The sequence below is a fragment of the Flavobacterium aquiphilum genome (assembly GCF_027111335.1).
Taxonomy (GTDB): domain Bacteria; phylum Bacteroidota; class Bacteroidia; order Flavobacteriales; family Flavobacteriaceae; genus Flavobacterium; species Flavobacterium aquiphilum.
Map to the genome: position 1 here is coordinate 297,644 of NZ_CP114288.1, position 12,663 is coordinate 310,306.

At 34.5% G+C, this 12,663-nt stretch carries 12 protein-coding genes; 9 read left to right on the top strand and 3 right to left on the bottom strand.

From position 1 onward, the window contains the following. Positions 1–95: 95 nt before the first annotated feature. The 4 genes from OZP12_RS01125 (at position 96) to OZP12_RS01140 (ending at position 4,781) form a co-directional block, all read left to right on the top strand. Positions 96–755, top strand: coding sequence for a hypothetical protein (locus OZP12_RS01125; protein WP_281227215.1), 660 nt, complete (start codon positions 96–98; stop codon positions 753–755). A 6-nt stretch (positions 756–761) separates the two neighbouring features. Then, positions 762–2,753: a hypothetical protein gene (locus OZP12_RS01130; RefSeq protein WP_281227216.1), complete on the top strand. Its 1,992-nt coding sequence runs from the start codon at positions 762–764 to the stop codon at positions 2,751–2,753. Positions 2,754–2,757: 4 nt separating this feature from the next. Continuing rightward, positions 2,758–4,131 (top strand): hypothetical protein, encoded by a 1,374-nt coding sequence (locus OZP12_RS01135; RefSeq protein WP_281227217.1) that lies wholly within the window; start codon positions 2,758–2,760, stop codon positions 4,129–4,131. A 155-nt stretch (positions 4,132–4,286) separates the two neighbouring features. Then, on the top strand, positions 4,287–4,781 hold the full coding sequence (locus tag OZP12_RS01140) for an outer membrane beta-barrel protein (RefSeq protein WP_281227218.1): 495 nt from the start codon (positions 4,287–4,289) through the stop codon (positions 4,779–4,781). Positions 4,782–4,868: 87 nt separating this feature from the next. Here the strand turns inward: OZP12_RS01140 and OZP12_RS01145 are convergent, their stop codons facing one another. The 3 genes from OZP12_RS01145 to OZP12_RS01155 form a co-directional block, all read right to left on the bottom strand. Continuing rightward, positions 4,869–5,324 carry a hypothetical protein gene (locus OZP12_RS01145; protein WP_281227219.1) on the bottom strand — a complete coding sequence of 152 codons (456 nt, stop codon included), beginning with the start codon at positions 5,322–5,324 and terminating at the stop codon, positions 4,869–4,871. Between the two features lie 220 nt (positions 5,325–5,544). Beyond that, positions 5,545–6,084: a DMP19 family protein gene (locus OZP12_RS01150; protein WP_281227220.1), complete on the bottom strand. Its 540-nt coding sequence runs from the start codon at positions 6,082–6,084 to the stop codon at positions 5,545–5,547. 60 nt (positions 6,085–6,144) lie between these two features. Beyond that, positions 6,145–6,315 carry a hypothetical protein gene (locus OZP12_RS01155; RefSeq protein WP_281227221.1) on the bottom strand — a complete coding sequence of 57 codons (171 nt, stop codon included), beginning with the start codon at positions 6,313–6,315 and terminating at the stop codon, positions 6,145–6,147. Between the two features lie 237 nt (positions 6,316–6,552). Between OZP12_RS01155 and metG the strand changes: the two genes are divergently transcribed. From metG to OZP12_RS01180, 5 genes are all read left to right on the top strand, one after another. Then, positions 6,553–8,613: a methionine--tRNA ligase gene (gene metG / locus OZP12_RS01160; protein WP_281227222.1), complete on the top strand. Its 2,061-nt coding sequence runs from the start codon at positions 6,553–6,555 to the stop codon at positions 8,611–8,613. Positions 8,614–8,712: 99 nt separating this feature from the next. Continuing rightward, positions 8,713–9,600, top strand: coding sequence for a DMT family transporter (locus tag OZP12_RS01165; RefSeq protein WP_281227223.1), 888 nt, complete (start codon positions 8,713–8,715; stop codon positions 9,598–9,600). A gap of 10 nt (positions 9,601–9,610) precedes the next feature. Beyond that, positions 9,611–10,321: an HAD family hydrolase gene (locus OZP12_RS01170; protein WP_281227224.1), complete on the top strand. Its 711-nt coding sequence runs from the start codon at positions 9,611–9,613 to the stop codon at positions 10,319–10,321. Between the two features lie 135 nt (positions 10,322–10,456). Continuing rightward, on the top strand, positions 10,457–11,086 hold the full coding sequence (locus OZP12_RS01175; protein ID WP_281227225.1) for a chloramphenicol acetyltransferase: 630 nt from the start codon (positions 10,457–10,459) through the stop codon (positions 11,084–11,086). 72 nt (positions 11,087–11,158) lie between these two features. Next, positions 11,159–12,547 carry a hypothetical protein gene (locus tag OZP12_RS01180; protein WP_281227226.1) on the top strand — a complete coding sequence of 463 codons (1,389 nt, stop codon included), beginning with the start codon at positions 11,159–11,161 and terminating at the stop codon, positions 12,545–12,547. Positions 12,548–12,663: the final 116 nt, after the last annotated feature.

Consider the following 12,663-nt stretch of genomic DNA (forward strand, 5'->3'; position numbering starts at 1 on the left):
ACGTATTAAATAAATTCAAAAGAGAAATTTTATCCTTTCCTTTGTTACGCCATTACTTACAAGTATTGAACTAAAAACCTGTAAGAAAACATCGAATGAAAAAAGTTTATTTTATCCCTTTGTTGTGTTTTGTCTTTCTGTTCCAAAGCTGCTTTGAAGTCATTGAAGAAGTAAAAATGAAAGACGACGGTTCGGGGCATTTTAATTTCGTAATCAATTTTAGCCAAAGCAAAACTAAAATCAATTCGATTTTGAAAATGCAAAAAGTCAACGGCTATATCATTCCTTCCAAAGAAGAAATTATAAAAGAAGCCTCGAAAATAGAAGAATTGGCACAAAACACCACAGGAATTTCCAACGTAAAAACCAATATCGATTTAACGAACTATATTTTTACAATTGATTTGGATTTCCAAAAAATAAGCAATCTCAATTCGGTCTTTTTAAAACTTAAAAATAGCAAAAAAATAAACCAACCAATTGCAACAGATTATTTTACATTCACTGATAAAAAATTTGTCCGAAGCCAAAAAGTGCCAATAAAAGCCTTATACGATAAATTGGAAAAAGCAGACAAGGAAGTTTTTCAAACCGCCAAATACACTGCGGTTTACAAATTTGATTCGACCATCAAATCCTTTTCCAACAAAAATGCAGTCACATCAAAAAGCAACAAAGCTATCAAACTGAACGGTTCGGTAATAAACGTGATTAACGGAAGCGAAAAAATAGAAAATACAATTACCCTCAACTAAATAAAGATGAAAAAATATACCCTACTCCTTGTTATTCTTTTCTGCTCAACAATAAAAGCCCAAGATTTGGCCAGCAAAGTTCCGGACAATGCTCCTTTTGCCATGTGTTTTAACGGCAAAAACTTTAACGACAAAGTTGCAATCAAAACCATTCAGGAATATCCTTGGGTACAAGAATTATTGGAAAAAGAATTAAAATTTTTGCCAAAAGATTTAACTCAGACCGGCATTGACATAGCCAACAAACAGTATCATTATTACATCAACAAAGACTCTGTGATGAATTATGTGATTATGATTCCGCTAAATAATGTGTCTTTGTTCGAAAAAATTATTCAAGCCAAATATGGAGAAAACTTTAAAGTAAAAAAACAAAGTTCCTACAGTAGTATTTCCTCTTCCAAAAATCATCATTTGGCATGGAATGATAAATTTGCTATTATGGTAAATGCTTCATATACCAAGCCAAAAAAATCTATTTACTCTGAAACAGAGCCTTATTCTGATTTAACAAACATCGATACTACAGCAGTTTTTGTAGACTCAGTAGCAATAGCTGACGAAACTCCTAAAAAAGAAGAAATTAAACCAACTCCTGATCCTGATAAAAAAGGAAAAAACACAAAAGGAAAGAAGACGAATAAAACAAAAGGAGATCCTGCGGTTGTTGAGCGTACTGAAGAAGAAATTTATGCTGCTCAGGATAAAGCCCACGCCGAATTGGAAGAAACCAATAAAAAATTATTTGAACTCGAATTAAAGAAAACCGATTCCATCGAAAGATTAAAAATTAATCCGGTTGTTGATTTGATTTTCAAAGAAGCCTTTGATTCCAAAACAGAAATAACCGCAGTAAATTCAACTGTATTTAAGAACAACAACCCTAAATCCGATTTTTATATTTTCGCCGATTTGGATGCATTAACTTCACAGTTATATACCAGTTTTCTAGGATCAAATTCTGCTTTGGCGGGAATTTACAAAAACGGTATCCTCAATAGTAATTTCCACATGAATGGCTATTTTGAAAAAGACAAAATCCGATTAAATCAGGTAATATCGCCAAAAAACGATGAAACAAAAAAATCGTATGACGAAATATGTGATTCAAAAATTGACAAAAACCTATTGAATTATGTAGGCAACAATGTTCTGGGATATTACTCTATTGCAATGAATACGGAAGCTATTATGAACTACGAATACAAAGTTCTTAAAACCACTTTGAATTCTGTTTACCAATCCTATACCAAAGAAGCAAGCGGCAACGAGGCCGATGTTTTGATTGATGCTGTTGCTTTGTTTTTGGACGAAAAAGCCATTGCCGACCTCATTCCAGGGAACGCTCTTTTTGTTCTCCATGACCTCAAAAAAGTAAATCGTGATTATATTCACATCGATTATGATGAAAATTATCAGCAAATAGAAACCAAAGGCACCAGAGACGAAATTCAGCCAAACTTTTCGTTTCTTATTAATACCCGAAATGAGTCTTTTGTAAACAAATTGCTTCAACTTCCTTTAAACAAAAGCAAATTTACCGCGACTGATTATCAATTGACCAATGGATATTACACCATTCATTTTGAAAAAGACAACCTGTTGGAGAACTTATATCTCGGATTGAAAAATGGCGTGGTAATGATAACCACTTCAAAAGAAAATATCGAAAACCTCATCCATCAAACCGTAATGCCACTTCGTTCCGATTTCAAGAAATCCATTTCCAAAAACAATTCGGCAGCCTGGTTTGATGTTCAAAAAATAATTGAAGCATCCAAAACTGAAATTGACAAGGACACCAAAAGCAATTATTATGATATTGCTTTGAGAAATGCCGGCGAAATCACAGTAGAATCCAAATTCAAAAATAGTGCTATTGTTTCGGACGCGCTATACACTATCAAGGGAGAGCACGCCAACAGTCTGCAGTATATCTTTGATATTATTAATGAATTTTATATCGAAAATAAAAAAGCAACAAAAGCTACCGAATAATTTAATGAAGCGACCAAAAAGTTATCATTACAGAATTGCCACACTCCTTATTGTCATTGGGAGTGTGTTTTTTTTATATTGGTATGGCTATCACAAAGTTTTTGAAGAAAAATGCATTCCTCAAAATACCGATCGAGTTATTGTAGCCGATGCAAAAAACATTCGGAATTATTTTGCTATTTCTTATCTAAAAAATCCTTCTGAATGGCAATGGAAGAAACCAGAAACTAAATTTGAAAAGCTTTTCGAACTTTCTGATTTCGGAATAAAAGCACCCGATTATTTTGCTTTTTTTCACATCGAAAACCAACCCGGTTCACAATGGTTTATTGCATTAAAAATTGAAAATGAAACCACATTTGAAAAAGCCATAACTAAAACTAACTTTAATCAAACCGAGCTTCAAAACGGGATGAGTTCCTATTATTCTAAGTCAAAAGCACTTTTTATAGTAAAATATTCGGATCAAATTCTGGTTTCTAACATTTCTGAGAAACAAAAACAAATTGCATTACAAACAGCCGAAAATTTATTTATCAAAAAGCTTTTTTTGGATACCAAAAGAATAAAAAAAACGATAGATACAAACAATGCAGTAACGTTTTGGATTAAAAAAAATAGCATTCTGGAAAAGGACGGAATCCTAAATCTGAAATTGGAAGACAACGAAATAACAGTTGACGGCTTTCTCGCATTGAAACCAAAATTCAAAAAAGAATTTCAATTCTCTCAAAATCCAAATGCATTATTGTCACTAGGATTTAATTTCGAAATGATTCGGGGGCAAAACATCCTCAAACAAAATTCAGCTAAAATCAATAAAATGCTGGGTTTTGATTTAGATTCCATTTTAGTCCGCAACCCGACCAAAACAGAATTAGTATTAAACAAAATCATTGAGAAGAAGGATTCGGCTATCAGTTACGACTATGACGATGATTTTAATCCGATCAAAAAAGTAACTGTCAGTACTAACCCTGAACCATCTTTTTGCTTTTCGATCCAGACCGTTGATTCCAAAAAAATCTATAATTACCTGAAAACTCAAAATACAATTGACAATCATTCGGTTTTTGTCAATTTTCCTTTGGCACAAACCAAAGCTTTCGTCGAAGACAATTCTTTTAAACTGGAAGCCAATCTAACAAAAACTGAAAATTCTCAAATTTCTGTTCCTAAAATTGGATATTTATATATTCATCTTGACAAACTGAAAACCAAAGACTGGCGCTTCATCATTGCCAAAAACAAAATTTTTTCCTTTTTTCAATCTTTTGAAACTTTAAAAATCAATCTTTCACCAAAAAACAATTTAATTCATTTTCAGGCACGTTTGAAAGCAAAAGACAGAAAAAACTTAATTTCCATTATGAAATAAAGCAGTTTTTTTTAGATCTTTACAGAAGATGCAAAATAAAAACTTAAATTTCTCGTTAAATGCTTGACAGAAATTCTAAAACATTTACTTAACGAGGGGTAAAAACTTAACCATGTATTTTTTGCCCTGTAATTTAAAAACTAAAAAGAAAGATTATGAAAAAGCTAATTTTAATGATTGCCTTTGGCTTTCTATCAGTTGGTGCATTTGCACAAGCACCTCTTGAACAAGGCGGAACACAATTAAACGCAGGTATAGGATTTTCGGGATGGGGAGTGCCTGTCTATTTTGGTCTTGATTACGGGATTGCAAGAGATTGGACTCTTGGAGGTCAATTATCTTTTCAAACAGATAATTACGCATATCAAAACAATCATTATAATTCCCATGCAGTAGGAATTGGTGCCAATGGAAATTACCATTTCAACAGAATCTTAAATATGCCGAGCAATTTTAATTTCTACGCCGGAGCGAGTTTAACATACTATGCTTGGAGTAATGATAACGGTTATCATGATGATGATACTGTTGGCCTTGGACTTCAGGTAGGTGGTCGTTATTTCTTTACCAAAAATTTTGGTATCAATCTTGAATTCGGAGGAAATACCGTAAACAGCGGTGGTAAATTTGGAGTTACTTTCAAACTTTAAAATTATTTCAAATATAAGTTTTATAAAAAAACCATTCGCCGCGGCGAGTGGTTTTTTTTATTCATGATAAATCTAATTCAAAGAAAATCATTTGATCCTCCTAAAAGTGACATTATATGATTTATTGTCCAAAGCGTCAGTATAAATGCCTACAAGTAGATCTTTATCTGCAACATAATTTAACGATAAACTATAACCCGGTTTATCGTCTTGTCTGTAAATAACAAATATCCTCAAAACATCCGAAGACTGAGTCCAACCAGCTTTTTCGATAAAAACCAATTTCGAATTCGAATAATTTACTTCCAATCCTCCATTTTTCAAAAGTTCCAAAACTTGCAATTCAATCGCTGAATCATCCATTCCCCATTTCCCTCTGATTAAATTCTTATCCTGAATTATTGGATCATGATGCTTTTGAGAATGTTTAAAAACAATCGATGAATTCGGATTCATTTCACTTGCCTGAACCGAAAAAGGGATCATAACAAATCCAACGAAAAGAAGTAAAAACCCGCTAATTAAAAAAGTAATTTTTTGCATGCTCTTATTTTTTAAGTTAAACAATAAACAGCATTTAGGGCAAAAGAAAATTAATGAAAAACTTTAATTTTCAAAACTATAAAGGTATTTCTTTTTTTAGTTAAGTTATTCCAAAAAAATTAATTTACTGAAATACAGAAAATTACAATTACTCAACGGCAAGGTTCGCAAACGAATCAAAACGAACGTAAAGCTCTTCGAACCTTTCGGTTAAATGAGGCTATTCACGTTTAATCTCGTGACCTACAAATTCTTCCAAAGTGGCAAACATTTCATCAACGGAAAGAACTTGGAAATCGGGATGGGATTTTAGAAAATTAGCATTCAAAGTAACCAAGTTTTCTTCTATTTCAAAAAAAGCGTCTGTGTTAAGCAAATCCCGGGTTGGATTCACTCCTTCCAATTTTCCGTTCAGGAATTTATTAAGTTTTATGCTGCTTATTAATTTTACTTTTTTCGATTGTTGTTGGAATAATTCCAAATGCTTTTCGGCGCCAATCAACGCTAAACCTTCTTTGATTAATTCGTTTAACTCAGTATTCCAACCTGAGCTGTGGACGAATTTTGCAAAGTTTCCTGTAACATATTGGGTATAGTAATAATCCAAATAATAACTGGTCAAGGCGTCTTCGTGAATGAGTTCGTCATCGACACCTTCCTCACGCATTAGATTGATTACCGAAATATTGGAGTGAATGACATCCTGAAGATTTTCACTGTTGAAGGCTGTTTCCGAAACTATTATTCTGCCGAATTCCATAGAGTTTGTTTTTAAATATTTGGCAAATTTCGGGTAAAATAACTAAGAACAGAAATGTTTTTAGTCTGCTTTCGAATCGTCACTGCTTTTTTGCTGATTCATTTTGGCAACCAAAGCTTTTAGACGCAAAGCTCTTTCTTTTTTCTCTTCCTGAAGTTTAGCCTTTTTCCGATTGAGTAATTTGGTGTGTAAAGCCTTGTTTTTGGTATTTTTTTCGGGTCCTTTAGCCATGGTTTATAATCTTCAAATTCTGTTTGCAAATATAAGCAAAGAGACAGACTAAATATTACTAACCCGTCCTGAAACCCCAAGTCCCTAGCCCCGATAGAAGTGAAAATCCTTGTGTGCCGTCTCGTCCCAAAAGACGAGAGGCACACAAGATTGTAGCGTATAGCGGGATTAGCTCCTAATAAAAACCATTAAACTCTCAATTCTATTGCTTATTTTTGCACCCAATAAAATTGAGTTATGATACAGAATCCAAAAAGATATACCATTACTGCGGCATTGCCTTATACAAATGGACCTATACACATTGGGCATTTGGCGGGTGTTTACGTGCCTTCGGACATTTATTCCCGTTATTTGCGTTTGCAGGGAAGAGACGTTTTGTTTGTTTGCGGAAGCGACGAACACGGTGTTGCCATTTCGATGAAAGCCAAAAAAGAAGGGGTTACTCCTCAGGAAGTAATTGACAAATATGATGGAATTATACGTAAATCATTCGCTGATTTCGGTATTTCGTTTGACAATTACTCCAGAACTTCGTTAAAGATCCATCACGAAACGGCTTCGGAATTCTTTAGAAAATTGTATGACAACGGTGATTTTATTGAAGAAACAACCGAGCAATTGTATGATGCAAAAGCCAATCAATTTTTGGCAGACCGTTTTGTAGTTGGGACTTGCCCAAAATGTGGTAATGAAGAAGCGTATGGCGATCAATGCGAAAAATGTGGTTCTACATTAAACGCTACGGATTTAATCAACCCAAAATCAACAATTACGGGTGAGACTCCTGTGTTGAAATCTACGAAACACTGGTTTTTGCCTCTGGATCGTTACTCTGATTTTTTGAATGAATGGATTCTCGTTGGACATAAAAACGACTGGAAACCGAATGTTTACGGGCAAGTAAAATCCTGGATTGACGGCGGACTTGAGCCTCGTGCGGTAACCCGCGACTTGGATTGGGGAATTGACGTTCCGGTTGAAGGCGCCGAAGGAAAAAAATTATATGTGTGGTTTGATGCTCCAATTGGCTATATTTCTTCTACCAAAGAATGGGCTCAAAGAGAAGGGAAAGATTGGGAACCTTATTGGAAAGACCAAGACACAAAATTGGTTCACTTCATCGGGAAAGACAATATTGTTTTTCATTGTGTGATTTTCCCTGCGATGCTAAAAGCCGAAGGAAGCTATATTTTGCCAGATAATGTGCCTGCGAATGAGTTCCTGAATTTGGAAGGAAATAAATTATCAACTTCCAAAAATTGGGCAGTTTGGTTACACGAATATTTGGAAGAATTTCCAAATCAACAGGATGTTTTACGCTATGCCTTGACATCAAATGCTCCGGAAACCAAAGACAACGACTTTACCTGGAAAGATTTTCAGGCTAGAAACAACAGTGAATTGGTGGCTATTTTTGGAAATTTCATCAATCGTGTGGTGGTGTTGACCAACAAATATTACAACGGAATCGTACCTCAACCAAATGAATTATCAGAAGTTGACGAGCAGACTCTAACCGAATTGAAAGCGTATCCAGCAGTGATTGCTAGTTCGCTGGAAAGATACCGATTCAGGGAAGCACTTGGCGAAATGATGAATGTTGCCCGACTTGGAAACAAATACCTGGCTGACGAAGAGCCTTGGAAAATGATTAAAACGGATGAAGAGCGCACCAAAACCCAAATGTATGTTGCCTTGCAAATCGCTGCTGCTTTGAGTTCGCTTTGTGAACCGTTCTTACCTTTTACCGCTACGAAATTAAAACGTATTTTGAATATTAATGAAGCTTTGAGCTGGAATACTGTTTCGGATAATTCCGATTTAATTCCTGCCGGTCATCAAATTGATGAAGCCGAATTATTGTTTGCCAAAATAGAAGACGAAGAAATCCAAAAACAAATAGATAAATTGGAAGCAACCAAAACGGCAAATAACGCCGAAAACAAAAAAGCAGAACCTCAAAAAGACTTGATTCAGTATGAGGATTTTGCCAAAATGGATATCCGTGTGGGAACAATCCTTGAAGCTGAAAAAATGCCGAAAGCCAATAAACTTTTGATTTTGAAAGTGGATACCGGAATTGACGTTCGAACGATCGTTTCGGGAATTGCCGAAAGTTTCAAACCAGAAGATATTATCGGAAAACGTGTAACCGTTCTTGTGAATTTGGCTCCGAGAAACCTTCGTGGTGTAGAAAGTCAAGGAATGATTTTGATGACTACCAATGCCGAAGGAAAATTGGTTTTCGTAAATCCAGATGCTGATGGCGTTGGAAATGGCGAAACGATAAATTAAATTTTATAATTCATATAAATTGCGTGAATCGGTTAAATCTTTTAATTGATTCGCGCAATTTCTTTTTATTTTTTTAAAAAAGCACAAACGATTAAAAACATGAAACTCACCAAACCAAGATTAGCCTTAATCTACGGTATTCTTTGCATTTCGATTTTCCCGATATTGGTAAAATTACGTTTAACCCCTGGGTTAATTTCGGCTTTTTACCGAATGTTTTTTGCTTTTCTCTTACTTATGCCTTACACGCTTTTAAGTAAAAACTTTAAAATGCCAACTTTAAAATTCGCTCTTTTGGCGGCATTTTGCGGTATTTTATTTTCATCGGATGTTGCGGTTTGGAATATCGCGATTCAGGAATCAAGTGCAACTCAAGCATCGTTATTGACAAATTTATCCCCAGTTTGGGTTGGAATTGGTTCTTTTTTATTTTTAAAATCAAAACCTGGCGTAAATTTCTGGACGGGAACAATAGTTTCGTTATTCGGAATGGTGGTTTTGGTTGGTTTTGAATTTTTCATTGAAATGAATTTTGACAAGGCTTTTCTGTTTGCCGTTTTATCAGGTATTTTCTATTCCATTTATCTTTTGATCAGCAAAAATGTTCTTTCAAAAGTCGATGTATTATCGTTCATGACCATCAGTTTATTCGCTTCCAGTATTTATTTAGGAATTCTCTGTTATAGTTTGGATCAACCTTTTACCGGATTTTCAGATGCCGGCTGGTTTGTGTTGGTCCTTCAGGCATTAATTTGTCAACTTTGTGCTTGGCTTTCTATCAGTTATGCCACGCAACACATGCCTGCGACGAGAGTTTCATTGAGTTTATTAAGTCAGGCCGTAATTACTTCTATCTTGGCTTGGTTCTTTTTGGAAGAAAAAATAACTTTACAAATGGTTTTCGGCGGAATTATTCTACTTTTCGGAATCCGAATTACCTTTTACGATAAGGTCTTTTCTTTGAAAAGACTTTTTTCTAAGAACTAAAACAAAAATCATGTCAAATACAAACTCTATATCGAACTTAAAAGTCATTGCCTTCGACGCTGACGACACCTTATGGGTCAACGAAACCTATTTTGATGAAACCGAGAAAAAATTCTGTGGTTTGATGGAAGATTATTTGTCGCATCAAGGGATTTCAAAAGAACTATTCAAAATCGAAATCGATAATCTCAAATTATACGGTTACGGAATCAAAGGCTATATTCTTTCGATGATAGAAGCGGCGATAAAAATTTCGAACAACACCATTCCAATCGAAGTCATCGAAAAAATAATTCAATACGGAAAAGAACTGCTCGAAAAACCGATTGTTTTATTGGACGGAGTTGAGGAAACTTTACAAGCTTTACACAGAAAATACAAATTGGTCGTTGCCACCAAAGGCGACTTGCTGGATCAACGCCGAAAGTTGCACAATTCGGGCTTAGGGCATTATTTTCACCATATTGAAGTGATGTCGGACAAACAAGAAGTCGATTATTCGGATCTGATCAAACGCTTGGAAATTAAACCCGAGGAATTCTTCATGATCGGCAATTCCCTAAAATCAGATGTATTGCCTGTTTTAACAATTGGCGGACATGCCGTTCATATTCCTTTTCACACTACTTGGGCACATGAAAAAATCGATCATAAAGTGGAACACAAAAATTTTAAGACATTTGAAAAAATAACAGAAGTCTTGACAATATTGGAAACCTGAGAGTTCTTTTTTAAAAAAACAGTCCTAGCAAAAATGCTTTTTATTTAGTATTTTAGCTAGGCTTTTTTAAATAAAAGTTGCTTATCATTAAAGTTCACATTCCGACGAAGCCTATCATCCCTAAATACCATATAAATGAGAAAAATTTTAGATTTGGACAATTGGAATCGAAAAGATCATTTTCTTTTTTTTAAACAAATGCAGGAACCTTTTTTTGGGGCAAACGTAACCATCGACTGCACCAAAGCTTATGACAAGGCAAAGTCACTGGGTACTTCTTTTTTTATTTATTATTTACACAAAACCCTAGTGGCGGTCAATGCCTTTGAAAGTTTCAAATACCGAATGGAGAACACCCATATTTACATTTACGACCGGATTGACGGATCAGCAACAATAAGCCGAGCCGATGGTACTTTTGGATTTTCTCTAATTGAATACCATCCTGATTACAGCATTTTTGAACAAAACGCCATAACTGAAATCAATCGTATTCAAAACACAACCGGTTTGTTCACACGAGAATTCAATGATGACAACCTCATTCATTTTTCGGCAATTCCCTGGTTGAATTTTAGCTCGCTTTCACATGCCCGAAACATGACTTTCCCTGACAGCAGCCCTAAAATTTCTTTTGGAAAAATGACTGTCTCCAAAAAAGGAAAAAGAAAAATGTCTATGTCAATTCACGTTCATCACGGATTAATGGATGCCATTCATGTAGGTCAAATGGTGGATTATTTTCAAGAAATAATGAACCAATAAATTCATAATATTGTAAAACGGAACAATATTTGTTTATTCTTTCAAAACAAACATTTTATTTAGTAAGTACTCATGAAAAAAATATTTCTTTTTTTTATTCTAATCCAATGCAATGCTCTTTTGAGTCAGACAGTTATTGCAACATTTCCATTGGAACTTAAAAAATCCAAAGACTACAGACAAATATTAAATGCCGAAAACAACGATACACACGATTTGTTTGCTTTTGTAACCGACAAAGAAACGCTAACAATCCTAAAATACAATAGTGCATTGTTTCTAACCAATCAATACACATTTCCAAGGCTCGATATCAGTCATAAATTAATATCAGGATATAGCTTTAATAATCAAGGAAACCCGACTCTTTATTGGTCTTCCGACGATTTGAGCAAAATAACAGCTGCTACTTACGATTTGGACTCCAAAACTAACGCTGTTGTTAATTATGAGTTGCAGTTTTTCAACCAAGATGTTATCACACATTTCCAAGAGAACAATACTTTTTACATTCTTGCTCAAAAACATTTTGAAGAAAAATTGATACTGTACATTTTTAAAGATGGCAAAAAAGAAGAAAAAATACTGGATTTCAGCTCTTTTAAATTCAAAAACAGCAAAAACCAAGCGGTATCATTCAGCAAGATTCTGGAAGTTTGCCCAATTGAACAAATAGAAACCAATCATTTTAATCCTTTATTCAAAGGCACTCAGAAAACAAAACTATACGTTCTCAAAAATCGATTGCTTCTTACTTTCGACCATAACGACAATGAGACACAAGGATTTGATATAAACCTTGCAACTTTCGAAATTCAGGAAAAGCTTTTTCCGAAAACCGCAACCAAAAATTATGTCAGTTTATCGAATTCCTACTACCATGAAAACAAAATCTATCAGCTAAAAGTTAATGCTGAAGAATTACAATTTGAAATAAAGGATTACAAAACAGGAGAAAATATTAAAACCTTTACAGTTCCGCAAACCGATGCGATTCCGTTTAAAACTTCACCTTTATGGCTGCAAATGGAAGGGCAAAGACCAAAAGAACTGACAAACACTACCAATTTTTTACATCAATTGGTTTACTTGGAAGTAGGACTCACGGTCTATAAAACAACTAAATCCATTCTGATAACTTTGGGAGGAACTGGAAACATTCAATTTACAGATATTGCGAATAATTATTCAGGCAATGAACTAAACTATTATGACTATATAAATCGTTATGTCCCCACATATATGTATTTTGAAAGTAGGTTCGACAAAAAATTGGAAAACACCAAGCAAGATCAGGAACCGCTTGCTGTTGATTTTATTTCGCGTTTTAGAGAAGAGCACGATGAAGTGTCGCTACCAAGCATCATTCGCTACAAAAACTACTATATCATGGGATATTACGACACCAATACCAAACAATATACCATGAGAAAATTCAGCGATGGATTTGATTCTATGTAATTCCTAGTTCCTTTCTTTTTTGGAGCGGAAACATAAAGGTTTTTTTGGAAACATCGTCCCGTTTTCCGCTACAATTCCCGATTTAGAAAAACTTCGGCAAAAGCCTTGTTTTTCTA